General features: G+C 56.9%; 21 protein-coding genes. 11 read left to right on the top strand and 10 right to left on the bottom strand.

Annotated elements, in window-relative coordinates:
- The first annotated feature begins 24 nt into the window (after window positions 1–24).
- The 3 genes from dnaN to gyrB are packed head-to-tail and all read left to right on the top strand — an operon-like array spanning window position 25 to window position 4,700.
- Window positions 25–1,128, top strand: a complete 1,104-nt coding sequence (gene dnaN, locus M5M_RS12205; protein WP_015047809.1) for a DNA polymerase III subunit beta — start codon at window positions 25–27, stop codon at window positions 1,126–1,128.
- Window positions 1,129–1,166: 38 nt separating this feature from the next.
- Window positions 1,167–2,270 (top strand): DNA replication/repair protein RecF, encoded by a 1,104-nt coding sequence (recF, locus tag M5M_RS12200; RefSeq protein ID WP_015047808.1) that lies wholly within the window; start codon window positions 1,167–1,169, stop codon window positions 2,268–2,270.
- A 15-nt stretch (window positions 2,271–2,285) separates the two neighbouring features.
- Window positions 2,286–4,700, top strand: coding sequence for a DNA topoisomerase (ATP-hydrolyzing) subunit B (gyrB, locus tag M5M_RS12195; RefSeq protein ID WP_016389393.1), 2,415 nt, complete (start codon window positions 2,286–2,288; stop codon window positions 4,698–4,700).
- A 58-nt stretch (window positions 4,701–4,758) separates the two neighbouring features.
- Here the strand turns inward: gyrB and M5M_RS12190 are convergent, their stop codons facing one another.
- From M5M_RS12190 to glyQ, 4 genes are read right to left on the bottom strand one after another with little or no spacing between them, the layout of a single operon-like run.
- Window positions 4,759–5,472 carry a lysophospholipid acyltransferase family protein gene (locus tag M5M_RS12190; RefSeq protein ID WP_244431032.1) on the bottom strand — a complete coding sequence of 238 codons (714 nt, stop codon included), beginning with the start codon at window positions 5,470–5,472 and terminating at the stop codon, window positions 4,759–4,761.
- 5 nt (window positions 5,473–5,477) lie between these two features.
- Window positions 5,478–6,047, bottom strand: a complete 570-nt coding sequence (gene gmhB / locus M5M_RS12185) for a D-glycero-beta-D-manno-heptose 1,7-bisphosphate 7-phosphatase (RefSeq protein ID WP_015047806.1) — start codon at window positions 6,045–6,047, stop codon at window positions 5,478–5,480.
- A gap of 3 nt (window positions 6,048–6,050) precedes the next feature.
- Window positions 6,051–8,132 (bottom strand): glycine--tRNA ligase subunit beta, encoded by a 2,082-nt coding sequence (glyS, locus tag M5M_RS12180; protein ID WP_015047805.1) that lies wholly within the window; start codon window positions 8,130–8,132, stop codon window positions 6,051–6,053.
- Window positions 8,129–9,082 (bottom strand): glycine--tRNA ligase subunit alpha, encoded by a 954-nt coding sequence (glyQ, locus tag M5M_RS12175; protein ID WP_015047804.1) that lies wholly within the window; start codon window positions 9,080–9,082, stop codon window positions 8,129–8,131. The genes glyS and glyQ overlap by 4 nt, the downstream gene beginning before the upstream one ends.
- Before the next feature lie 137 nt (window positions 9,083–9,219).
- Between glyQ and M5M_RS12170 the strand changes: the two genes are divergently transcribed.
- Entirely contained in the window at window positions 9,220–10,131 is a 912-nt protein-coding gene (locus M5M_RS12170; protein ID WP_015047803.1) for a lysophospholipid acyltransferase family protein, read from the top strand.
- Here M5M_RS12170 and M5M_RS12165 read toward each other — a convergent pair whose 3' ends face one another.
- Genes M5M_RS12165 through def form a run of 5 tightly spaced genes read right to left on the bottom strand, consistent with a single transcriptional unit; the run spans window position 10,132 to window position 15,751 of the window.
- Window positions 10,132–11,580: a TrkH family potassium uptake protein gene (locus tag M5M_RS12165; protein ID WP_015047802.1), complete on the bottom strand. Its 1,449-nt coding sequence runs from the start codon at window positions 11,578–11,580 to the stop codon at window positions 10,132–10,134.
- A 17-nt stretch (window positions 11,581–11,597) separates the two neighbouring features.
- Complete coding sequence (gene trkA / locus M5M_RS12160; protein ID WP_016389392.1) at window positions 11,598–12,983, bottom strand: Trk system potassium transporter TrkA; 1,386 nt, start codon at window positions 12,981–12,983, stop codon at window positions 11,598–11,600.
- A 14-nt stretch (window positions 12,984–12,997) separates the two neighbouring features.
- Window positions 12,998–14,287 carry a 16S rRNA (cytosine(967)-C(5))-methyltransferase RsmB gene (gene rsmB / locus M5M_RS12155; protein ID WP_016389391.1) on the bottom strand — a complete coding sequence of 430 codons (1,290 nt, stop codon included), beginning with the start codon at window positions 14,285–14,287 and terminating at the stop codon, window positions 12,998–13,000.
- On the bottom strand, window positions 14,280–15,236 hold the full coding sequence (fmt, locus tag M5M_RS12150; protein WP_015047799.1) for a methionyl-tRNA formyltransferase: 957 nt from the start codon (window positions 15,234–15,236) through the stop codon (window positions 14,280–14,282). Before fmt ends, rsmB begins: the two co-directional genes overlap by 8 nt.
- Before the next feature lie 11 nt (window positions 15,237–15,247).
- Complete coding sequence (def, locus tag M5M_RS12145) at window positions 15,248–15,751, bottom strand: peptide deformylase (protein ID WP_015047798.1); 504 nt, start codon at window positions 15,749–15,751, stop codon at window positions 15,248–15,250.
- Between the two features lie 272 nt (window positions 15,752–16,023).
- Here def and M5M_RS12140 point away from each other — a divergent pair, with 272 nt between their 5' ends.
- The 5 genes from M5M_RS12140 to aroE all read left to right on the top strand — a co-directional run bounded on the left by M5M_RS12140 (window position 16,024) and on the right by aroE (window position 20,657).
- Window positions 16,024–17,067 carry a LysM peptidoglycan-binding domain-containing protein gene (locus M5M_RS12140; RefSeq protein ID WP_015047797.1) on the top strand — a complete coding sequence of 348 codons (1,044 nt, stop codon included), beginning with the start codon at window positions 16,024–16,026 and terminating at the stop codon, window positions 17,065–17,067.
- Between the two features lie 102 nt (window positions 17,068–17,169).
- Window positions 17,170–18,279, top strand: a complete 1,110-nt coding sequence (gene dprA / locus M5M_RS12135) for a DNA-processing protein DprA (RefSeq protein WP_015047796.1) — start codon at window positions 17,170–17,172, stop codon at window positions 18,277–18,279.
- A gap of 68 nt (window positions 18,280–18,347) precedes the next feature.
- Complete coding sequence (gene tsaC / locus M5M_RS12130; protein ID WP_015047795.1) at window positions 18,348–18,917, top strand: L-threonylcarbamoyladenylate synthase type 1 TsaC; 570 nt, start codon at window positions 18,348–18,350, stop codon at window positions 18,915–18,917.
- Window positions 18,918–18,930: 13 nt separating this feature from the next.
- A complete protein-coding gene (gene hemF, locus M5M_RS12125; RefSeq protein WP_015047794.1) occupies window positions 18,931–19,836 on the top strand; it encodes an oxygen-dependent coproporphyrinogen oxidase in 906 nt (301 codons plus the stop codon).
- Window positions 19,833–20,657: a shikimate dehydrogenase gene (gene aroE, locus M5M_RS12120; RefSeq protein ID WP_015047793.1), complete on the top strand. Its 825-nt coding sequence runs from the start codon at window positions 19,833–19,835 to the stop codon at window positions 20,655–20,657. Before hemF ends, aroE begins: the two co-directional genes overlap by 4 nt.
- Window positions 20,658–20,664: 7 nt before the next feature.
- Here aroE and M5M_RS12115 read toward each other — a convergent pair whose 3' ends face one another.
- Complete coding sequence (locus M5M_RS12115; protein WP_015047792.1) at window positions 20,665–21,210, bottom strand: gamma carbonic anhydrase family protein; 546 nt, start codon at window positions 21,208–21,210, stop codon at window positions 20,665–20,667.
- 61 nt (window positions 21,211–21,271) lie between these two features.
- Between M5M_RS12115 and M5M_RS12110 the strand changes: the two genes are divergently transcribed.
- On the top strand, window positions 21,272–23,314 hold the full coding sequence (locus tag M5M_RS12110) for a M3 family metallopeptidase (RefSeq protein ID WP_024330446.1): 2,043 nt from the start codon (window positions 21,272–21,274) through the stop codon (window positions 23,312–23,314).
- The gene (locus M5M_RS12105) at window positions 23,311–23,541 is read left to right on the top strand and encodes a YheV family putative zinc ribbon protein (protein WP_015047790.1); all 231 of its coding nucleotides are present in this window, start codon (window positions 23,311–23,313) and stop codon (window positions 23,539–23,541) included. The genes M5M_RS12110 and M5M_RS12105 overlap by 4 nt, the downstream gene beginning before the upstream one ends.
- The last annotated feature ends 4 nt before the right edge of the window (window positions 23,542–23,545 follow it).

Below are 23,545 nucleotides of genomic sequence, written 5' to 3'. Positions count from 1 at the left end.
TAGATTTCCTATAAGAGAGTGGTTATGAAATTTACAGTATCGCGGGATGCGTTGTTAAAACCGTTGCAATTGGTCGCCGGTGTGGTCGAGCGGCGTCAGACGTTGCCGGTCTTGTCTAACGTATTGATCGTGTTGGATGGCGAAAAACTGTCACTCACCGGTACTGATCTCGAAGTGGAAATTGTGGGGCGGATTCAGCTGGAACACCCGGGTGATTCTGGTGAGATTACCGTGCCTGCGCGTAAGTTACTCGACATCTGTCGCTCATTGCCCGATGGCGCTGATATTGAATTCAAAGAAGACAACCAAAAGCTGATGGTTAAGAGCGGCCGTAGCCGTTTTACGCTGTCTACCTTGCCGGCCAATGATTTCCCCAATGTAGAAGATGGGCCCAGTGATCTGTCGTTCACCTGCCCGCAAAAAGATATCAAACGTTTAATTGATAGCACGTCCTTTGCGATGGCGCAGCAAGACGTTCGCTATTATCTGAACGGTATGCTTTGGGAGGTTACGTCCGGTCAATTGCGTGTGGTTGCGACGGATGGCCATCGTTTGGCCATGTGCACGCGCACCATGGAGATTCAAAGTGCGGAAAAAGTTCAGGCGATTCTCCCCAGAAAGGGCGTGATTGAGCTTGCACGTCTGTTGAGTGATGGTGACCAAACAGCAGAGGTGGTGCTAGGTGCTAATCATGTGCGAGCCGTAACCACGGATTTCACCTTTACCAGCAAGCTGGTGGACGGCAAGTTCCCCGACTATGAACGCGTCCTTCCCAAGGGTGGTTCACGGGTGATCATCGGCGTTCGGGAAGAGTTGAAGCAGGCGTTTGGGCGCACGGCCATCTTATCCAATGAAAAATACCGTGGTGTTCGATTGCAGTTAGAAGCTGGCCAGTTAACCATCGTAGCCAACAATCCAGAGCAGGAAGAGGCAGAAGAAACTGTAACCGTTGATTATACCGGTGAGTCCATGGAAATCGGATTCAATGTCAGTTACCTGTTGGATGTCACTAATGTGTTGAATACAGAAAACGTCAAAATAACGCTTGCCGATTCCAACAGCAGCGCCTTGCTAGAGGCGCCGGAAAATGGTGATTCGGCCTACGTTGTAATGCCAATGCGCCTGTAATCAACAGCGATAGGGCGACCGTTCAGGTCGCCTTTTTTATGTCTATCGATACTCTTCATATCCAGCATTTCCGCAATATCACCGCGGCTAAACTGCAGTTTCACCCTCGGATTAACCTCTTTTTTGGTGAGAACGGCGCGGGTAAAACCAGTGTTCTCGAAGCCATATCCTTGTTGGGGCGTGGTCGATCCTTTCGTTCTCATAAACTGAAGCCACTCATTCAGACCGATCAGCCGTCTGTGGTCGTTTTCGGGGTGATCAAAGCCCAGGGGAGGGCAGATAAGCTCGGTGTAGAACGTAATCGACGGTCACAGGACCAGTTCAGGCTCAATGGTGAAGCTGTCGGGTCGGCGGCAGAGTTGGCGAAAGTATTGCCCGTGCAAAGTATTTATGCAGACACCTTTGAGTTAATCACCGGCGGGCCGGGCGAGCGGCGTCAGTTCTTGGATTGGTTGGTGTTCCACGTGGAACAACAGTTCTTCCCGGCCTGGCAGCAGGTCCGCAGGGCGCTGAAACAGCGCAATAGTCTGCTGCGTTCTGGTAGAATAGAGGCTTCTGCATTGGCTGTCTGGGACTCGCTGCTGGCAAAGGAAGCCGGGCTGTTGGATCAGTGTCGGCAGCAGGCTTTCACGCGATTTAAAGATGCTTTTAACGCGCTTAAGGGCACGGTCCCGGCATTGGCTGATCTGACCCTTGAATACCACCGTGGTTGGCCTGCCGACCAGAATCTGGTTGATGTGCTGCAAGAAGGGTTAGACAGGGATCGAGCATCCGGCTACACCCTTCTTGGACCACACCGGGCGGATTTGAGAATACGCTTGAACAGGGCGCCTGCAGAAGAGTTTCTTTCTCGTGGTCAGCAAAAAATACTGGCCTGTGCACTAAAAATCAGCGCTGGCCAGGTATTTCAGCAGACGACACACAGAACCTGTGTATACCTGTTGGATGATCTGCCAGCGGAACTAGATGAAGAACATAGGCAACTGCTTGCGCAGTGGCTGTTAGCGTTGGATGCCCAGATATTTGTGACCGGCATAGACCCTGGGCAATTGACGGGCGCCTGGCAGGCCTTGGGCGTTTCCTTCGACTTGTTCCACGTGGAACAAGGTGTGATAAGCAAATTAGAACAAAATAATGGTTGATTTGGAGTGACCTGAATGTCCGAACAGAAGAACTATGATTCGTCCAGTATTAAGGTCCTGAAAGGCCTGGATGCCGTTCGTAAGCGTCCTGGCATGTATATCGGCGACACGGACGATGGCACCGGCTTGCACCATATGGTGTTCGAGGTGGTGGATAACTCCATTGATGAAGCGCTGGCAGGCTACTGCTCCGAAATCCGCGTCGTCATTCACCCTAACGAATCCATTTCTGTATCCGATAATGGCCGTGGTATCCCTACTGAAATGCACGAGGAAGGCGTTTCAGCAGCGGAAGTGATCATGACCGTGTTGCATGCTGGCGGCAAGTTCGATGACAACACCTATAAGGTGTCTGGCGGACTTCACGGTGTGGGTGTTTCGGTAGTAAATGCCTTGTCCGAAGAGCTGAAACTGACCATTCGCCGTGGTGGAAAGATCCATGAGCAGATCTACCATCATGGCGTGCCACAGGGCCCATTGACGGTGGTTGGCGACGCGGCGACTACCGGTACGCAGGTTTACTTCAAGCCATCGGCGAACACCTTCACCAACATAGAATTCCATTACGATTACCTGGCCAAACGTCTGCGTGAACTGTCTTTCCTGAATTCAGGCGTGCGTATCGTACTGAAAGACGAGCGCACCGGTAAGGAAGAGGTCTACGAGTATGCGGGCGGTCTGCATGCTTTTGTGGAATACCTGAACGTCAATAAGACGTCTATTAATAAAACCATGCATTTCAATACCCAGCGCGAAGATGGTATAGGCGTTGAGGTGGCACTCCAGTGGAACGACAGCTTCCAGGAGAATATTTATTGCTATACCAATAATATCCCTCAGCGGGATGGCGGTACTCACCTGGCAGGCTTCCGCGCTGCACTGACGCGCGGCCTGAATACCTATATCGAGAAGGAAGGTCTGGGCAAAAATGCCAAGGTTGCCACCACCGGTGACGACGCCCGCGAAGGTTTAACCGCGATCATTTCAGTCAAGGTACCGGATCCGAAGTTCTCCTCACAAACCAAAGACAAATTGGTTTCCTCTGAGGTGAAAACCGCCGTGGAGCAGGAGATGGGCCAGGCATTTACGGACTACTTGTTAGAAAACCCCGGTGATGCCAAAGCCGTGGTGACCAAGATGATCGAAGCGGCCCGTGCCCGTGAGGCGGCCCGTAAAGCCCGTGAAATGACCCGCCGTAAAGGTGCGCTGGATATTGCCGGTTTGCCCGGTAAGCTGGCAGATTGTCAGGAAAAAGACCCGGCATTATCTGAAATCTACCTGGTGGAGGGTGATTCCGCCGGTGGATCCGCCAAGCAGGGCAGGGACCGCCGCACGCAGGCTATTTTGCCTTTGAAAGGTAAAATCCTGAACGTTGAAAAGGCCCGGTTCGACAAAATGCTCTCGTCTGCAGAGGTGGGCACCCTGATCACGGCGCTTGGCTGTGGCATTGGCAAGGAAGAATTTAACCCGGAAAAGCTGCGTTACCATTCCATTATTATCATGACGGATGCGGACGTGGATGGTTCCCATATCCGGACCCTGTTATTGACCTTTTTCTTCCGTCAAATGCGTGAGCTGGTGGAACGTGGGCACATTTTCATTGCCCAACCGCCGCTGTATAAGATCAGCAAGGGCAAGCAGGAACAGTACCTGAAGGACGATGAAGCACTTACCGCCTATCTCACGCAAGCGGCCCTTGAAAATGCCTCTTTGCATGTAAATGCCGAAGCGCCTGGTATTTCAGGCGAAGCGCTGGGTGCTCTGGTGGAAGAATACCGTCGCGTCATGCGCATGATTGATCGCCTGTCGCGGGTATACCCGGCAGAAGTACTCGAATCGCTGGTATACCTGCAAGGCATTGATACGGCGACATTAACGGATGAAGGCTCGGTAGCCGCCTGGTGTGACCAGCTCAATGCCCGACTCGCGAATGTGGCTACCGGCACGCACCGTTTCCAGGTCAAAGCACTGGAAAACGGCGAACGCCATATTTATGAACCCTGTATCGAAGTGATCGCCCATGGTGTGCCAACTGACTACACCCTTGGTCAGGATTTTCTGGGTGGGCGCGAGTACGCTGCTATGGTTGCTCTGGGTGACAAGCTCAATGGATTGCTGGAGCCTACCGGTTTCATCAAGCGTGGCGAACGTACCTTTGCCACCCAAAGCTTCAAGGCAGCCCTGGAATGGCTGATGGGCGAATCCCGTCGTGGATACAACATTCAGCGCTACAAAGGCCTGGGTGAAATGAACCCTGGTCAATTGTGGGAAACCACCATGGATCCGGAAAGCCGTCGCATGCTGCGGGTTACCATCGAAGATGCGGTGGCTGCTGACCAGATCTTTACCTGTTTGATGGGGGATCAGGTAGAACCCCGGCGTGATTTCATTGAGACCAACGCCCTGAGCGTGGAAAATCTGGATGTGTAAAAACATCCGGTAATAAAAAAGGCGGTCTAAAGACCGCCTTTTTTATTACCTACAATGCTTAACCGGCAATGCGATGCAGTTCTTGTTCGATCCACTGACGGGCTTGTTCTGTGACCTGTTTGCTGTTGTTTCCCTCGGTCTGAAGGCTTGGACCAATACTCAATACCACATGCCCTGGGCGCTTTTTCCACTGACGGGTGGGCCAAACGGTGCCGGCGTTGTGTGCAACCGGTACGATGGGCACGCCGGCCGCGCAGGCAATATCGGCGCCGGAGCGGGCAAAGCTGCCCAACTCACCGGGTGCTTTGCGTGTGCCCTCAGGGAAGATCAACACATGATTACCGCTGGCGAGGCGGGCCTGCCCTTGCTCCTTCACCGCTTTTAAGGCTTCTCTGGGGTTGCTGCGATCAATCGCGATGGGTTCCATGGCCCTCAATCCCCAACCGAATACCGGGATGTTTAACAACTCCCGTTTCAGTACCGTTGAAGCCGGGCTGAACAAGTACTGCAATGCCAGGGTTTCCCAGGCTGACTGGTGGTTGGACAACACCACGCTCGGACCGCTGGGAAGGTTTTCCCGACCGCGGATTTCATAGGTCGCTCCGCAGGTGATTTTCAACCACCACACAACGAGTCGATTCCACAAGGTCACAAAGCCGGACCGCCAGCGGTAGCTGGTAACCGGCCATAGCAACAAGCCGGTAAAACTGAATACCGGCAGAGACAGCCAGTAGACCGTGTAAAACAACAAATTCCTTAGTGTGAGTAACAAGGTGCTTATCCGTAAACTGTTTGTATGTGGTGCGCTGCAGCGGCGAGATCTTCGCAGACAACCAGCTTGTTCGCCCAATCAGGTGCCTGCTGTTCGATACTGGCCTGGGTTTTACGGCCTTTGCCCGTGAGCACCAGAATGGGGTCACAGCCTTTACTGATGCCTGCTTCAAGATCCCGCAAGCTATCGCCAACCAGCGGTACACCCGAAGCACTGGTATCAAACTCCGCTTCGATGGCGTCGATCAGCCCGGGCTTGGGTTTGCGGCAGTTGCAGCCGTCGTCCGGCCCGTGGGGACAATAAAACACCGCTGATAATGCCCCACCCTGGCTTTCCACCAATTGGGCCATTTTGGCGTGCATGGCTTCGAGATCATCGAGATCGAACAAACCACGCGCCAATCCCGATTGGTTGGTGGCAACCACCAGCGTAAAGCCGGCCTTGGACAAGCTCGCCATGGCATCAATGGCGCCGGGCAGGGGAACCCACTCTGATTCGGATTTGATGAATGCATCCGAGTCTTCGTTGATCACGCCGTCCCGGTCGAGTATCACCAGTTTGAGGTTGTCGTCCATGCATCAGGCCTTGGCTGGAACCAGCTGGGAAATGTCGGCAACTTCCAGAAAAAGAGCGCGAAGTTGCTGTAATAACGCCAGGCGATTGTTCCGCAGGGCGTCGTCGTCAGCCATCACCATCACCTGGTCAAAGAAGGCGTCTACAGGAGCCTGGAGGTCTGCCAGGTTGGTGAGTGCCAACTTATACTCACTCTGATCAAACAGGGGCTGGGTGCTGGCGCGTTTTGCAGCTATTGCCTCAGCCAGGGCTTTCTCCGCCGGCTCTGCCAATAAGTCAGTATCGATAGCGTCGGCCGGCAGTGAATCAAGCTTGGCCAGGATGTTACCGACCCGCTTGTTGGCGGCAGCCAGCGCCTGGGCTTCCGGCAATTGACTGAAGGCATGCACGGCCTGGACGCGATTGTCGATATCCAGCGGTTGGGTCAATGATTTTGCTGCGACAGACAGGAACACTTCGGTGGCGATACTGGCTTCTTCATACCAGGCGCGGAAGCGTTCAAGCATGTAACCCACCACCTGGTCCACCAGGCCGTTGGCCTCCGGCAATGGCTGATGCTGTTCAATCGCGGCCTGCACCAGTGCCTTCAGGTCCAATGGCAGCTGCTTCTCTACCAGCAGGCGCAACACGCCGAGACTGGCGCGACGCAAGGCAAACGGATCCTTGGAACCCGTGGGTAACTGGCCAATGCCGAAAATGCCCACCAGTGTGTCGAGCCGGTCGGCCAATGCCAATACGGTGCCGGTGGTGGTTTCTGGCAGCGCGTCGCCGGCAAAACGTGGCAGGTATTGCTCATTCAATGCTTTGGCCACTTCTTCGGACTCACCATCGTTGAGCGCGTAGTAGTAACCGGCAATACCTTGCATGGTATCGAACTCGCCCACCATATTCGTGACCAGGTCGCTTTTACAAAGCTCTGCCGCCCGCCGGGCGGCAGCGGCGTCGGCGCCCAGTCGCTCAGCGATGACGTGTGCTAAACCGGCGATGCGCTCGGTTTTGTCGTACAACGTGCCGAGTTGCGCCTGAAACACGATCGTCTTCAATCGCTCTCGCTGGGTATCCAGGCGGGTTTTTTTATCGGTTTCAAAAAAGAAAGCAGCGTCAGACAGGCGGGGTCGGATGACGCGTTCGTTGCCGTCGATGACCTGCGCGGGATCTTTACTCTCGAGGTTGGCCACAGTGATAAAGTACGGCATGAGCTTGCCGTCTTTATCCAGCACGTGGAAGTATTTCTGGTGCTCGCCCATGGACGAAATCAGGGCTTCGGCAGGTACCGCCAGAAAACGCTCTTCGAACTTGCCGGCAAGCGCCACCGGCCACTCCACCAATGCGGTCACTTCATCCAACAATGCCGGGTCCATCTGCGCAACGCCACCCAACCGTTTGGCCTGGTCATTGACTTGTTGCACGATGGTTTTTTGCCGGGCATCGAAATCCGCCATCACGTAACCCGGCGACTGCAATTGCGCGGCGTAATCGGTGGCCTTTTCCAACACCAGGGTGCGGTTGCAATGGAACCGGTGGCCACGGGTTTCACGTCCGGCGGTCAGACCCATCACGGAGCCTTCAATCACCTCGTCGCCCATTAACATCACCAACCAATGCACCGGCCGGACAAACTCCTCCCGCTTGGCGCCCCAGCGCATGCGTTTGGGAATCGGCAGTGCGTTCAAGGCGTCGTTAACCATCGCGGGAATCAATTGAGCGATAGCATCGCCGCCTTTGTTGATCTGTGCGAACAGTTTGTCTGCTTTGCCGTCATTTTTGGTGATCAGTTGATCAGCCTTGAGGCCATTTTTATCGGCAAAGGCCAAACCGGCTTTGGTGAGTTCACCCTTGTCGTCGAATGCAATGCGCGCGGGCGGGCCCCAGACTTCAACGCTGACCACAGGCGTTTGAGTGGGCACATCCTTGATCAGCACTGCTAACCGGCGCGGTGCGGCATAGGGCGTTACCGTGCCATGCTGACAGCCGGCGGCGCTCAGGCTTTGGCAAAGGCTGTCGCAAAAAGCCGCCGACAGTTGCTTCAGGGCTTTGGGTGGCAACTCTTCAGTGCCTATTTCAATCAATAAATCGCGGCGGTTCATTTTGCCTCTCCCTGCTGTGCCAATACTTCTTGCTTCAGTCGCTCATCGGCGAGAGGGAAACCCAGTTTCAACCGGGCATCGAAATAGGCCTGCGCCACGGCGCGGGCCAGGGTGCGCACGCGCAGGATAAAACGTTGGCGCTCGGTGACCGAAATGGCGTGGCGAGCGTCCAGCAGGTTGAATGCGTGCGACGCTTTCATCACCATTTCATAGGCGGGCAGGGGCAGGCCGCGTTCAATCAGGCGCTGGCTTTCGCGTTCATACACATCGAAGCTGTTGAACAGGAAAGGCACGTCTGCCTGCTCAAAGTTATAGTGCGACATCTCCACCTCGTTCTGATGGAATACATCGCCGTAGGTCACTTTTTCTCCGTTCGGGCCAATGGTCCACACCAGATCAAAAATGGAATCGACGCCCTGCAGGTACATGGCAATGCGTTCGAGGCCGTAGGTGATTTCGCCGGTAACCGGGTAGCACTCGAGACCACCCACTTGCTGGAAATAGGTGAACTGGGTGACTTCCATGCCGTTGAGCCACACTTCCCATCCCAGTCCCCAGGCACCCAAAGTGGGCGACTCCCAGTTGTCTTCCACAAACCGGATATCGTGTACCTGGGTGTCGATACCCAGCTGCTGCAAGGAACCCAGATAGAGCTCCTGGATATTATCGGGTGAAGGCTTCATTACCACCTGGAATTGGTAATAGTGCTGCAGGCGATTGGGGTTCTCTCCGTAGCGGCCGTCGGTGGGGCGACGGCAAGGCTGTACGTAGGCACTGTTCCAGGTTTCAGGTCCGACGGCGCGCAAAAAAGTGGCCGGGTGAAAGGTACCTGCGCCTACTTCCATATCCAGTGGTTGAAGGATGACGCAGCCATGCTCGGCCCAGTATTGTTGCAGGGCCAGAATGAGCCCTTGAAACGTGCTCACATCGGGAGCGGTGAGATTAGACACTTTGCCTCCAGGCAATGGGTGTGATCAATTCGAAGGCCGGAATTATAGCGGCAGGGCTTGTCAGGTGTAAGGGCAAAAGGTGCGTGGGCGCAGGTTTTGCGGTAATCTGCGGGCCTTTCTGCTAGCACACCGGCTCCATGTCACAATCACAGCTGACCTATAAAGGCAAAAGCCTGCGTTTCGGCCTGAAGTGCCTGTCGTTTCTGCCCCGATCCTTGGGTTGGTGGGTGGCAGGCGTCAGTGCCCGTTGGATGCAGTTGTCCGGCAGCCGTTCCGCCCGTGTGACGGATGAGAATCTGGCGCTGTGCATGCCGGCCTTGTCCGCCGATGAGCGTCATAAACTGACCCGCGACAGTCTGCAACATACCGCCTACATGGCGTTTGAACTGGCCAAGGTCTGGACCTGGGACTGGCCCCGGCTACAGACGCTGCTGCAACACGAGATACAGGGCGAACCTGTGCTGAAACAAGCGTTGGCTGATGATCGGGGCTTGGTGATTCTCGCGCCCCATATTGGCAATTGGGAGCTGCTGGGTATTTATCTCCAGTCACTGGCACCCATAACTATTCTGTACCAGCCGGTGTTAGCCCAGTCGGTCAATGAGTTGGTGTTGGATTGCCGGCAGCGACATGGTTCGACCCTGTTGCCCACCGACAAGCGCGGTGTCATGGGGCTGTTTAAATCTCTTAAAGCCGGCGGTTTCACAGGCATATTGCCCGATCAGGTTCCGGATCAGGGCGGTGCTTTCGCGCCATTTTATGATATTCCGGCTTACACCATGACGCTGGTTCACAATCTGATACAGCGTACCGGCTGCCAGGTGCTGATGGGCGCCTGCCTGCGCGATGGCGACAAACTCAGGTTAACGTTTTCTGAGCCGGATGCTGCAATCTACAGCGACCAGGAAGCAGAGTCGCTCGCGGCGTTGAACCACAGTGTGGAATCCGTGGTGGCAATGGCGCCCGCGCAATACCAGTGGGAATACAAACGCTTCCGCCGGCGCCAGCATCCGGACGAGCCGCGGCGTTATCAGTTCAAACGGCGCTGATTAACGGCGCCAGAACATGGGGCTGAACAATACCAGCAAGGTAAACACTTCCAGTCGTCCCAACAGCATGGCAAAGCACAGGATCCACTTCGAGAAATCGTTGATATTGCCGTAGTGCGCGGCTACGTCGCCCATGCCTGGGCCCAGGTTGGTGATACAAGCGGCCACTGCCGAAAACGAGGTGGTGAAATCCAGCCCGCTGGCCAGTAGCAATAAAAACATCACCATGAAACTGATGATGAACACAGCGAAAAATCCCCATACCGCTTCTACCACCCGATCGGGTACCGATTTTTTTCCGACTTTAATGGGGAAGATAGCGCTGGGATGAATCAGGCGTTTGATCTCGCGGTAACCCTGTTTGCAAATCAGCATGACCCGCATCACTTTCATACCGCCCGCGGTCGAGCCGCCACAGCCGCCCATGAACGCAAATAAAATCAGCATAAAAGGTAAAAACGTGGGCCAGGCACTGAAGTCGGCGGTACCGAAGCCCGTAGTAGTCAGCACCGAGACAAACTCAAAACTGCCGTGCATGACACTGTCAAAAAAGCCATAAGTACCGGTGTAGTAGAGATACAAAATGGTGATGGCCATTCCCACCAGTACCCAGCTGCCGTAAAAACGGAATTCGGGATCTTTGAAATAATGGCTGACGCTGTGCTCGCGCCAGCCAAAATAATGCAGCGCAAAATTCACCCCGGAGAAAAACATAAAGAAAGTGCAGATCCCCATAATCAACGGGCTGTTGAAATAACCAATGCTGGCGTCATGGGTAGAGAACCCGCCGATGGCGACGGTGGAGAACGCGTGCCCGATGGCATCAAACTCGGACATGCCCGCCAGATAATAGGCCAGCGCGCAAATGAAGGTGATGCCAAGGTACATGATAAACAGTGCTTTGGCGGTTTCGGTAATGCGCGGTGTCAGCTTGTTGTCTTTGACAGGTCCAGGCGTCTCGGCGCGATACAACTGCATGCCGCCGATTCCCAGCATGGGCAATACCGCCACGGCAATCACGATAATTCCGATACCGCCAAGCCATTGCAATTGCTGGCGGTAATACAAAATGGATTTGGGTAAAAAATCCAGGCCGGTAAACACCGTTGCACCGGTAGTGGTGAGTCCGGACATGGATTCAAACATGGCGTCGGTAAAACTGGCGTCCAGCTCGGCGCTGATTACAAACGGCAGAGAACCGAACAAGCCCAGCACCACCCAGAACAGCGCGGTAATCAGAAACCCGTCGCGGGTTTGCAGGTCGTGTTTGGCGCGATAAACCGGCAGCCACATGCCAAGGCCTGTGGCAAAGGTGATACCGAAGGCGGCGAGGAATGCGTAGTGGTGGCTGTCGGCGTACCAGAGTGAAATGCCAATGGGCGGTAGCAGTGTCAGGCTGAAGATCATCAGCAGCACACCCAGGACACGGAAAATCACTGAAAAGTGCATAGGGAAATGCCCGACCGTCAGAAAAAGGAGAAGCCGACCTGAAACAAACGCTCCACGTCCTGGGTGTATTTTTTATTGACCAGAAACACGATGACGTGGTCACCGGATTTAATGACCACGTCGTCGTGGGCAATAATGACCTCACTGCCGGTGTCGTGTTCGCGCACGATGGCGCCGATGCTGGCGCCCTCCGGCAGGTCCACATCTTCGATGGCACGGCCCACTACGCGCGAGGTTTTTTCATCACCGTGCGCAATCACTTCAATGGCTTCGGCGGCACCCCGGCGCAGCGAGTGCACGTTCACCATGTCACCCCGGCGCACGTGGGTCAGCAAGCTGCCAATGGTGGTGGTTTGTGGGCTGATGGCGATATCGATTTCGCCGCCCTGGACAAGGTCGACGTAGGCCGGATTGTTGATCAGACACATCACTTTGCGCGCGCCCAGCCGTTTGGCCAGCATGGACGACATGATGTTGGCTTCGTCATCGTTGGTGAGCGCGAGAAACACATCGGTATCTTCAATATTCTCTTCCAGCAACAGATCCTGATCGGATGCACTGCCGAACAACACGATGGTGTCGTCCAGTTCTTCCGACAACTGCTGACAACGCTGTTCTGAATATTCGATGATCTTGACGGAATAGTGTTTTTCCAATTGCGCCGCCAGACGCGCGCCAATGTTGCCACCGCCGGCAATGATCATGCGCTTATAAGAACTTTCGAGCCGGCGCAACTCACTCATGACTGCGCGGATATCGTTTTTGGCGGCAATGAAAAATACTTCATCGTCCGCTTCGATTACGGTGGATCCTTCCGGCATGATGGCTTTACCGCGCCGATAAATAGCCGCCACACGGGTATCGATATTGGGCATATGCTGGCGCAGGTAACGCAACTCCTGGCCCACCAACGGGCCGCCGTAATAGGCGCGCACCGCCACCAATTGCACCCGGCCTTCGGCAAAATCGAGTACCTGTAATGCGCCGGGATGCTCAATCAATCGATAGATGTAATCCGACACCAACCGCTCGGGGCTGATCAGCACGTCGATGGGAATGACTTCATTACAAAACAGATTGCCGTGCGCCAGATAACTCTGAGAGCGCACCCGCGCGATTTTTGTGGGCGTGTGAAACAGACTGTGGGCGATCTGGCAGGCGATCATGTTGATCTCGTCATCGCTCGTTACCGCCACCAGCATGTCGGCGTCTTCAATACCGGCGTTGATCAATACGTCCGGGTGTGAGGCACAGCCGGTGACCACACCGATATCGATGCGATCGCGCAGATCCTCGAGCAGGGCTGCATTGGTATCGACAATGGTGATATCGATGGACTCACTGGCGAGGTTGATGGCGAGTGTGCCGCCCACCTGCCCCGCACCCAGAATAATAATTTTCACAGCCTACACTTCCTTCAGGCCCGCTTGGTGAGCAGACAATAGTAGAAACCATCGGTGTTTTCGGGCCCGGGCAGCAATTGCCGACCAGTGGCCTGTGCCAGTCCCCAACCGGCGTTGATCGGCACTTCACGCGCGTCGGGCGTGCGCGCCAGAAACGCCTGGGTCAAATCGGTGTTTTCCGCCGGCATGATAGAACAGGTGGCGTACAGCAGGTAGCCTCCGGGCGCCAGTAGCGGCCAGACCGCATCGATAATCTGTGCCTGCAGTGCGGCCAGGCGGGCAATATCCTCGGGCTTGCGCAGTAGTTTGATATCCGGATGACGACGGATGACGCCGGTAGCTGAACAGGGCGCGTCGAGCAGTATCTGGTTAAACGGTTTACCGTCCCACCATTGATCCGGCCGGGCGGCATCGGCACAGAGGACCTTGGCTTTGACCCCCGCGCGGTTCAGATTTTCATGCACCCGTTGCAGCCGCTTGCGTTCGATATCAATCGCCGTCACCTGCGGTTTGGCAGGTAATTGCGCCAGGTGCAGGGTTTTTCCACCGGGTGCGGCACAGCAATCCAGTACTCGGTCACCGGGTTTGACCGGCAACAGGCTGGCGGCCAGCTGGGTGGCCTGGTCCTGCACACTGACCTGACCGCTGGCGAAACCGGGCAGCAGTTGCACATCGACTGCCTGCAAAAGCTCCACGGCGGTCTCGGCCACCGCACCGGGTACAGCCTGAACATTCTGCCGGGCCAGGGTGTCGATGTAGTCGGCCCGGTCGCCCGATGCTAATCGCAGGGTCATGGGCGGTTGCTGGTTGTTGGCGTCAAGAATTGCTTCGGCCTGCTCGGGCCAGGCCTGGCTGATAGCGTTGATCAGCCATTTGGGGTGTGCATGGCGGGCGCTGGGCTGTGCATCCAATGCGCTTAACAGCGTGTCCTGCTCGCGTTGATAGCGCCGCAATACGCCATTGACCAGTTTGATGGCCCAGTTCTTTTTCAGTTGCCGGCAGGCATCCACGGTGGCATCGATGGCGGCGTGATCCGGCACGCGCAATTGATCCAGCTGGTAAAACCCGAGCAACAGCAAGGCCTGGACATCGGCGTCTTTGGGTTTTAAAGGCTCACTCAAGAGCTGATTGAGCAGGGGGTTGTAGCGGTGAAACCAGCGCAGGGTGCCATAACACAAGGCTTGCACCAGCCCCTGATCGCGCTCGGGGGTGTGTTCCAGAATCCGGGGTAAACTGGCGGACAGTGATTCACCTTTCGCCAGTACCGCAGCGATGGCCCGGGCGGCCAGTGCGCGACTATTCACTCACCGTCCCGAATTGCATCCCGGCCTGGAACTTTTGCCGGTAGCCCAGCATCAGGTCATTGGCGCTCATGGCTTTTTTGCCGGCCAGCTGCACCAGGGTCAAGGCCAGTGCGCCGTCCGCGCAGGCCACCAGTAATGGATGCTCAGGATGATTCAGTAACGTACCGGGCACGGCCTGGTGCTTCATAGCAATTGCCTGCGCCTGCCAGACCCGCAGGCGTTCGCCATTGAGTTCGGAGAAGCACACGGGAAACGGATTGAAGGCGCGCACCTGAAGGGCCAGGGCCTGCGCGCTGCGGGTCCAATCGAGTTGGGCTTCTTGCTTGCTGAGTTTATGGGCGTAGGTCGCCAGATTATCGTCCTGAGACTCGGGCGTCTGCTTTCCCTCGGACATCTGGTCGAGGGTGGCGACTAAGGCCGGGCAACCGGCTTGCCAGAGTTTGTCGTGCAGGCTGCCACCGGTTTCATCGGCGGTTATGGGTAAGTGGGTTTTGTGCAGCATGTCGCCGGTATCCAGGCCCACATCCATTTGCATGATGGTGACGCCGGTTTCACTGTCACCGGCTTCGATGGCGCGCTGGATCGGCGCCGCACCGCGCCAGCGCGGTAATAAAGACGCATGCACGTTGATACACCCCAGCCGCGGCAGATCGAGCACGGCTTTGGGCAGTAGCAGGCCATAGGCCACTACCACTAGCACATCGGCCTGGTACTGGGCCAACAGCGCCTGATCGTCGGCGGCTTTCAGTTTCTCTGGCTGGTGCACGGGCAGTCCGTGCTGTTCGGCCAACTGTTTAACCGGGCTGGCCTGCAACTGCTTGCCCCGGCCGGCCGGCCGGTCGGGTTGGGTGAACACCGCCACAACCTGGTGATGGCTGTCGAGCAGGGCTTGCAGGTGGTGGGCCGCAAATTCGGGCGTACCCGCAAAAACCAGGCGCAGAGCGCTCATAGGGAGTTTCCTCAGGCGCGCTGCCGGTGTTGCTTTTCGAGTTTCTTGCGGATGCGGTCGCGTTTGAGTGTGGAGATGTGGTCCACAAACAACTTGCCATTCAGGTGGTCTATCTCGTGCTGGATACAGGTGGCGAGCAGGCCATCGGGCTGTATTTCGAACGCCTTGCCGTCGCGGTCTAGTGCGCGCACACGGATATGGATGGGGCGTTCGACCGTCTCCGAGAAACCGGGCACACTCAGGCAACCCTCATCGTAGGTGCCGGTTTCCTGATCCAGTACCTCGATCTCCGGGTTAATGAACACCATCGGCTGGTTCTGTTCTTCGCTGATGTCGATCACGATGATCTGTTCGTGTACGTTGATCTGGGTCGCAGCCAGGCCGATGCCGGGGCAGTCGTACATGGTTTCGAACATGTCATCGATCAGTTCACGCACGGCGTCGGTTACTTCAGCCACGGGTTTGGCCTTGGTGCGCAAGCGCGGATCGGGAAATTCCAATATTTCTCGTTTCATATAAGGGTGTGACAAACTTCTAGTAAAAAGGCAACTTTGGCTGCTAACATTATGATCAGACAGCAATTACCCGTATTATAACCGCCTGGCGGGCGCCTGATAGCCGGGACGCAGTTCGCAAACCGTTGCCGAAGTATGACAAGGGCTGGCATTGCTCCCAAGGCTTTTAGTGCAGACGCACGCAGCCATCGGTGAACGGTGCGCTATTATAACCCCTAAATAGTCCCGGAGGCCTGCATTGGTGCTCAGGGCAGGAAACAGGATTGGTTTCTATGAAAAAGCTCGTGTTGGGTTTAGCGGCTTCCCTGCTGATTTCGGCCGGTGTCTGGGCAGAAGATGTCCAGGTCCGCTCCGATCGCCCGGATAGCTACCGCGTCACCGAGGGCGATACCCTCTGGGATATCTCCGGTAAATTCTTAGAAAATCCCTGGATGTGGCCGGAAATCTGGCAGGTTAACCCCCAGATCGACAACCCGCACCTGATTTACCCGGGCGACATCGTGTCCCTGGTATACATGGACGGCAAGCCCCGCCTGAACGTAGAGCGTGGCCAGCAAACCGTGAAGCTGGCGCCGGGTACCGAAAAGCTGTCGCCGAAAATCCGCTATGAGCCGGTTGCCGCGGCAATTCCCGCGATTCCATTGGATGTGATCAACAGCTTCCTGACCGGCAGCCGCATCGTCATGCCCAATGAGTACAACAACGCACCCTATGTGTTGGCTGGCGAAGACGGTCGCCTGGTGACCGGCGCCGGCGATTTCCTCTATGCCCGTGGCCAGATCGATTCCAACGTACCGGTGTACGGTATCTACCGCAAAGGCAAGAGCTTCCGCGACCCGGTCACCGGCGAATTCCTGGGCTATCAGGCGTTGGATATCGGATCGGTTAAAGTGGCCGCCATCAACGATGATATCGCCACCATGGATATTACCCGCACCTCGCAGGAAATCCGTATCGAAGACCGCCTGTTGCCCAACGCCGACCGCGCCGTTGAATCCACCTTTTACCCGAAGGCACCCGAGCAGGACATCAACGGTGTGATCATGACCGTTGAAGGTGGTGTGACTCAGGTGGGCCGGATGAACGTGGTAGCGATCAACAAAGGTGGTCGCGACAGCCTGCAGGCGGGGGATGTACTGGCCATTCATAAAGATGGCAAGGTGGTGAAGGACCGCGTTACCGGCCGTCCAGTGAAGCTGCCGGACGAGCGTGCGGGGCTGCTGATGGTGTTCCGCGTGTTTGAAAAAATGAGTTTTGCCATTGTGTTGGATGCCACCCGTCCGTTGGCAATCAACGACAAGGTACTGAATCCCTGATTGCAGGGAACCTCCTATAAAAGCCGGCGAATCGCCGGCTTTTTTGTTTTTGCCGCGCCTTGATGTACTCTTGCCTGAACAACCAGCGTTCAGGGAAGAACCATGCCTATCACCGACAGGGAGCTGTTGATTGCGCTCCATCACCTGCCCGGCATCGGGCCCCGCAAGTGGTATCAATTGGCCGAAACCGGCGAACCGCCGCTCGCCATGCTGCATTGGCCGGACAGCCTGTTGCGCCAATGGCTGGGCGAAAACGGATTTCAGTTATGGCGCGACTGGCGCAACCAGCGACCGGGCAACTGGCTGCAAACCCGGCTCGACCGGTTGGCGCGCTGGTTGGCCGACCATCCGCGCAATCACCTGTTGACCCGACTCGATCCCGAATACCCATCACTGCTGCGTGAAGCGAATGGCCCCTTGTTACTGCATGGCATGGGTGATCCCGGCGTGCTCAACCACAAACAGCTGGCGATCGTGGGCAGTCGCAAGCCCAGCGCGTCCGGCGCCAGGCTGGCGCAATGGTTCGCGGGCGATCTGGCCCGCGCCGGCTGGGTCATTACCAGCGGTCTGGCGCTCGGCATCGATGGCCTGGCGCATGCCGCCTGCCTGGATGCGGGGGGCAAAACCATCGCGGTGCTGGCTGGCGGGCTCGACAACATTTACCCGAGCCGGCACCTCGCGTTGGCTGAGAGAGTCGCTGAGCAAGGGGTGTTGGTATCGGAGTTCTGTCTGGGCGTGCAGGCGCAAACCGGACACTTCCCGCGCCGGAACCGGATCATTTCGGGGTTGGCAGAGGCCACGCTGGTGGTGGAAGCGGCGCAAAAAAGCGGTTCTCTCATTACCGCGCGGCTGGCGGCAGAACAGGGCAGGGATGTCTATGCGATTCCCGGCTCGCCCCTGAACCCGCTGGCCGAAGGCTGCAACAGCCTGATCCGGGACGGCGCGCAGCTGGTAAGTGAGCCTTCACATCTAATTGCCCACTTAGCCGGCCCCTGTGTCGCATCCAGTCGGCGGCCGGCGCCGAAGGACCCCGCCGGGCTCGATGGCAGCGCACGGCAATTGTTGCAGTTGATCGGGCTGGAGCGGGTCGGTCTCGAACAGTTGTTGTCCCAATCCGGCCTGCCCTTGGGCGAACTGCAACGTCAGCTGCTGCAGCTTGAATTGCAGGGGATGGTGCGGAGTTCGGACGCAGGCTACGAACGCACTCTGTGATAGCGCATTGAAGCGGGCTGGCCGAGGTGTGACAATGGCCGCCGTTTTGAGCGACCGGAATAGATCCCATGTCCAATCCCTGGTTACAGGACCCCCAATTGATCGCAGCCGCCGAGGCCATAAAAGCCGGCGGCGTTGTGGCTTACCCCACCGAAGGCGTCTGGGGCCTGGGCTGCCTGCCCGAGGATACCCAAGCGGTCAATCGCATTCTGGACATGAAGGGCCGCTCGCCCGAGAAGGGCCTGATTCTGGTGGCGGCAAACCTCAATCAGGTGAGTCCCTGGTTGGATACCCTGAGCAGCCGCGAAATGGCGCAGTTGCGGGAGAGTTGGCCGGGCCCCAATACCTGGTTGGTGCCCCACCAGGGCAAGGTGCCGGTATTGGTGACCGGGATCCACGACAAGGTGGCGATCCGGGTCAGTGCGCACCCGGTTGTGCAGGCGTTGTGTGAGCTGTGCGGCTCGGCCCTGGTGTCTACCTCGGCCAACCCCCAGGGGGCACCGGCGGCAGTAAACGAGCAGGAAGTGAGAGCTTACTTCGGTGCCAGCCTCGATGCGCTGGCGCCCGGCGAGGTGCAGACACCGGGTAAGGCCAGCCGCATCCGGGACCTGGAAACCGGCGCAGAAATCCGACCCTGAGGAGCAGACAGCGATGCAAAACGTAGACAAAACGGCTGTTAAAGCCTACCTGCTCGAGCTGCAGGACAAGATTTGCAAAGGCTTGTCTGATCTGGATGGCACCGAATTCCAGGAAGACAGCTGGACCCGCGAAGAGGGCGGTGGCGGTCGTTCTCGTGTCCTGGCCGAGGGCCGCTTGTTTGAAAAGGCCGGCGTGAACTTCTCCCACGTATTTGGCGATAAATTGCCCCCGTCGGCGACCGCGGCAAGGCCCGAGCTGGCCGGCCGTTCGTTCGAAGCCATGGGTGTGTCGCTGGTGATCCATCCGCACAATCCTTATGTCCCCACCAGCCACGCCAATGTGCGCTTCTTTATTGCCGAAGCGGAAGGCCAGACGCCGGTGTGGTGGTTTGGTGGCGGTTATGATCTGACGCCCTATTACGCCAACGAAGAAGACTGTGTGCATTGGCACCAGACCGCCAAGGCCGCCTGTGAACCTTTCGGCGACGACGTCTATCCACGCTTCAAACAATGGTGTGATGACTACTTTTATCTGAAACACCGGGATGAACACCGGGGTGTGGGTGGCTTGTTCTTTGACGATTACAACGCGCCCGGCTTCGAGCAAAGCTTCGCCCTGATGCGCTCGGTAGGTGACAGCTACCTGCCGGCCTACCTGCCGATCGTGGAGCGTTGGAAAAACCGCAGCTACAGCGAACGCCAGCGGCAGTTCCAACTGTATCGCCGGGGCCGCTACGTGGAATTCAATCTGGTGTTCGATCGCGGCACCCTGTTCGGTCTGCAATCGGGCGGGCGCACCGAGTCCATTCTGATGTCTTTACCGCCGCTGGTGCGCTGGGAATACAACTATCAACCCGAGCCGGGAACGCCGGAGGCCGAGTTGACCGAGCATTTCCTGAAGCCGAGGGACTGGGTGTGACCGACCGCTATCAAGTGGTGGGTAACCCCATCGCCCAATCCAAATCACCCTGGATTCACGCGGCCTTCGCAGCCCAGACCGGTGAGGCGATTCACTATGACCGGCATCGGCCGGAACCCGAAGGCTTTGCCGCCCATGCGGCGGTGTTCTTTGAGCAGGGCCGGGGCATGAATGTAACCGCGCCTTACAAGCTGGACGCTTACGCCTTTGCCCACCAGTTGACCGAACGCGCCCGCTTGGCCGGTGCGGTGAATACCTTGAAAAAGCTGCCAGATGGCAGCCTGTTAGGCGACAATACCGACGGATATGGCCTTGTCAGTGATATTACCGACAATCTGGGCTGGCCGGTGGCGGGCCAGAGTTTGCTGATTCTGGGTGCCGGTGGTGCTGTGCGCGGCGTACTCGGGCCACTGCTGGAGGCTGCGCCTGCAAGTCTGACCATCGCCAATCGCACGCTCAGCAAAGCCGAAGACCTGGCCCAGCTGTTCGCTCACAAGGGCCGGATTGACTGCCTGCCATTTGAGGCCTTGAATTGCCCTTACGATCTGGTGATCAATGCCACGTCGGCAGGCTTGAACGGCGAAATGCCCGCGCTGCCGGACGGTTTCATTGGTGAACAGACCCGGGTTTACGACATGACCTATGGCGCCGAACCCACGCCCTTCCTGCGTTGGGCCGAAGGCCAGGGGGCCCGGATACGGGCCGATGGTCTGGGCATGCTGGTGGGGCAGGCGGCGGAAGCCTTCTTCGTCTGGCGCGGTGTACGGCCGGATGTCAGGCCCGTGCTGAGCGCACTGCGGGCGGAATTAAAGGCTGTTTAGCAGCCAGTTAGTCCTGCCCCAGTTCGGCTCTGTGCTGGTCTTTCAGTTTCACGTAATTGGACGCGCTGTAACTGAAGAATTGCCGTTCTTTTTCAGATAGAGGACGCGCTTGTCGGGCGGGTGACCCCATATACATAAAGCCGGATTCCAGTCGCTTGCCCGGCGGCACCAGCGTGCCGGCGCCTATCACCACCTCATCTTCCACCACCGCACCGTCGAGAATGGTGGCGCCAATGCCCACCAGGATGCGATTGCCCAGGGTACAGCCATGCAGCATGGCGCCATGACCGATGGTCACTTCATCGCCAATGATCAATGGCCAGCCGTCGGCGTTGAAAGGCCCTGCGTGGGTGATGTGCAGTACCGCGCCATCCTGCACGCTGGTGCGGGCGCCGATGCGGATGCGATGCATATCGCCGCGGATTACCGCCATGGGCCACACCGAGCTGTCGTCGCCCAGGTGAACATCGCCGGTGACCACGGCGGTGGGATCAACGAAAACCTTTGCGCCCAAAGTGGGCGTGTGACTGTTAAAGCGCCGGACAGACTGCATGTGCGTACCTTGGTTGGGTTAAAATCCCATTTTAACTGACCCGAACTACCAGCGGTAACCTATGACTCAAGCCAGTAACCCTTTGATGCGGGATGATTTCTTTCCCCCATTCGGCGAATTTACCCCGGCCCAAGCGGCCGATGCGGTGAGCCACCAGATCGCAGAAAACCGTGCCGCCGTTGACGCACTGGTGGCGTCGCCGCCGGCCGAGCCCATGGCCTGCTTACGCGCGCTGGAAGCCATCGGGGACAAACTCAATCGTCTGTGGTCACCGGTCAGCCATCTCAACAGCGTGTGCAATTCCGATGAGCTCCGCGCTGTGTATGAAAATTGTCTGCAACAACTGACTGATTACAGCACCGATATGGGCCAACACGAAGGTTTGTTTGCCTTGTACCAGTCGATTCAGGCATCACCCGCATTCGGGCAGCTGCCTTTGGCCGCGCGCTCAGGTGTGGAATTGGCGCTGCGCAATTTCCGCCTGGCGGGTATCGACTTGCCCACTGAGCAACGTGCGCGTTTCAAGGCGATTAAAGAACGTTTGAGCAGTTTGGCGAACACTTTTTCCAACCACGTATTGGATGCAACCCAGAACTGGCATTACCACACCGACAAGGTCGAGGACCTGGCCGGATTGCCTGAGTCGGCGCTGGCACAAGCGGCACAAGCCGCTGAGCAAAAGCAGCTGAGTGGCTGGGTAGTGACGTTGGATTTTCCGTCCTATCTGGCGGTGATGACCTATGCCGACCAGCGCGACTTGCGCGAACAGGTGTATACCGCGTATGGCACGCGCGCGTCAGAGTTTGGCGATGCATCGCTCGATAATGGCCCGTTGATTGTCGAGATTCTGACCTTGCGTCAGGAGCTCGCAGGCCTGTTGGGTTTTGAGCATTATGCGGCCTTGAGCCTGGCAAAAAAAATGGCCGACACGCCTGCTCAGGTGTTGGATTTTTTGCACGATCTGGCGCGCGAATCCAAGCCCGTGGCCGAACAGGAGTTTGCCGCACTGTCAGAATTTGCCCGCACCGAATTGGGTTTGACGTCACTGGAGCCTTGGGACGTCAGTTATGTGTCGGAAAAACTCAAGCAACGCGATTACGCTGTCTCGCAGGAAATGTTGCGACCCTACTTCCCGGCCCAGCGGGTGGTGGACGGTATGTTCGCGGTGGTGAAAAAATTATTTGGCATTGATGTGGCGCCGGTAGCCCAGGTACAGGTCTGGCACCCGGATGTTCAGGTGTACAGCATCAGTATCGATAACGAAGTCCGCGCCTATTTTTATCTGGACCTGTATGCCCGCAGCAAAAAGCGCGGCGGCGCCTGGATGGATGAATGCCGCGTGCGCCGTCAAACCGGTCAGGGCATCCAACTACCGGTGGCTTACCTCACGTGTAATTTCACCCCGCCCCTGAAAGACAGGCCGTCATTACTCACCTTTGATGAAGTCACCACCTTATTTCACGAATTTGGCCATGGCCTGCATCATATGCTGACGAAAATGGATGTAGCGGCGGTGTCGGGAATCAATGGCGTGGCCTGGGATGCGGTGGAATTACCCAGCCAGTTTCTGGAAAACTGGTGTTGGGAAAAGTCGGTCATTCCATTGATCTCCGGGCATTACCAAACCGGTGAAATCCTGCCCGATGAATTACTGGAAAAAATGCTGGCGGCCAAACATTTCAATGCCGGTATGTTCATGGTGCGGCAGCTGGAATTTGCCCTTTTTGATTTTGAGTTGCACCGCCAACCGGCGCCCGGCAGCACCGCACAGGTTCAGCAGTTATTGGATCAGGTGCGCCAATCTGTCGCGGTGGTGTTGCCGCCGGCCAATAATCGGTTCCAGAACAGTTTCAGTCATATTTTTGCGGGTGGCTATGCCGCCGGCTACTACAGCTACAAGTGGGCTGAAGTGTTGTCTGCCGATGCGTTTTCATTGTTTGAAGAAGACGGTGTGTTTGATCCGGAAACGGGTGCCCGGTTCCGCGACACGATTCTTGCCTACGGTGGTGCTTTGCCCGCGGCTGACTTATTTGCCCAATTCCGCGGTCGGGCGCCTTCGGTAGAGCCATTGTTGCGTCACAGCGGTATCCGGAGGGCTGCATGAGTGTAAAAAAACGTTTTATTGCCGGTGCGATTTGCCCCAAGTGCTCGGCGATGGATCGCATTCAGATGTACCGCATCGACGATGTGGATTACCGGGAATGTGTGGACTGCGGTTTTAAGGATGAAATGCGCTTTAAGCCGGTGGTGCGTGAATTGGATACGCGGGTCAATCAGGCAGAGGAGGATGTTTCGGCACCGACTCAGGTGTTGAAGTTCCCACCGGAATAATCGA

It is taken from the genome of Simiduia agarivorans SA1 = DSM 21679 (assembly GCF_000305785.2).
In the GTDB taxonomy this organism is placed as follows: Bacteria; Pseudomonadota; Gammaproteobacteria; order Pseudomonadales; family Cellvibrionaceae; genus Simiduia; species Simiduia agarivorans.
Note: the sequence above shows the minus strand (reverse complement) of the source record. Positions and strands in the feature narration are given on the sequence as shown.

Excerpts from the sequence above, each read along its gene's own strand:
- gyrB (WP_016389393.1), top strand. The coding sequence starts at position 2,286 with ATGTCCGAACAGAAGAACTATGATTCGTCCAGTATTAAGGTCCTGAAA.
- dprA (WP_015047796.1), top strand. The coding sequence starts at position 17,170 with ATGCCTATCACCGACAGGGAGCTGTTGATTGCGCTCCATCACCTGCCC.
- M5M_RS12170 (WP_015047803.1), top strand. The coding sequence starts at position 9,220 with ATGTCACAATCACAGCTGACCTATAAAGGCAAAAGCCTGCGTTTCGGC.
- gmhB (WP_015047806.1), bottom strand. The coding sequence starts at position 6,047 with ATGGACGACAACCTCAAACTGGTGATACTCGACCGGGACGGCGTGATC.
- hemF (WP_015047794.1), top strand. The coding sequence starts at position 18,931 with ATGCAAAACGTAGACAAAACGGCTGTTAAAGCCTACCTGCTCGAGCTG.
- def (WP_015047798.1), bottom strand. The coding sequence starts at position 15,751 with ATGAAACGAGAAATATTGGAATTTCCCGATCCGCGCTTGCGCACCAAG.
- tsaC (WP_015047795.1), top strand. The coding sequence starts at position 18,348 with ATGTCCAATCCCTGGTTACAGGACCCCCAATTGATCGCAGCCGCCGAG.
- fmt (WP_015047799.1), bottom strand. The coding sequence starts at position 15,236 with ATGAGCGCTCTGCGCCTGGTTTTTGCGGGTACGCCCGAATTTGCGGCC.
- M5M_RS12105 (WP_015047790.1), top strand. The coding sequence starts at position 23,311 with ATGAGTGTAAAAAAACGTTTTATTGCCGGTGCGATTTGCCCCAAGTGC.
- dnaN (WP_015047809.1), top strand. The coding sequence starts at position 25 with ATGAAATTTACAGTATCGCGGGATGCGTTGTTAAAACCGTTGCAATTG.
- M5M_RS12165 (WP_015047802.1), bottom strand. The coding sequence starts at position 11,580 with ATGCACTTTTCAGTGATTTTCCGTGTCCTGGGTGTGCTGCTGATGATC.
- glyS (WP_015047805.1), bottom strand. The coding sequence starts at position 8,132 with ATGAACCGCCGCGATTTATTGATTGAAATAGGCACTGAAGAGTTGCCA.
- M5M_RS12140 (WP_015047797.1), top strand. The coding sequence starts at position 16,024 with ATGAAAAAGCTCGTGTTGGGTTTAGCGGCTTCCCTGCTGATTTCGGCC.
- M5M_RS12110 (WP_024330446.1), top strand. The coding sequence starts at position 21,272 with ATGACTCAAGCCAGTAACCCTTTGATGCGGGATGATTTCTTTCCCCCA.
- M5M_RS12115 (WP_015047792.1), bottom strand. The coding sequence starts at position 21,210 with ATGCAGTCTGTCCGGCGCTTTAACAGTCACACGCCCACTTTGGGCGCA.
- recF (WP_015047808.1), top strand. The coding sequence starts at position 1,167 with ATGTCTATCGATACTCTTCATATCCAGCATTTCCGCAATATCACCGCG.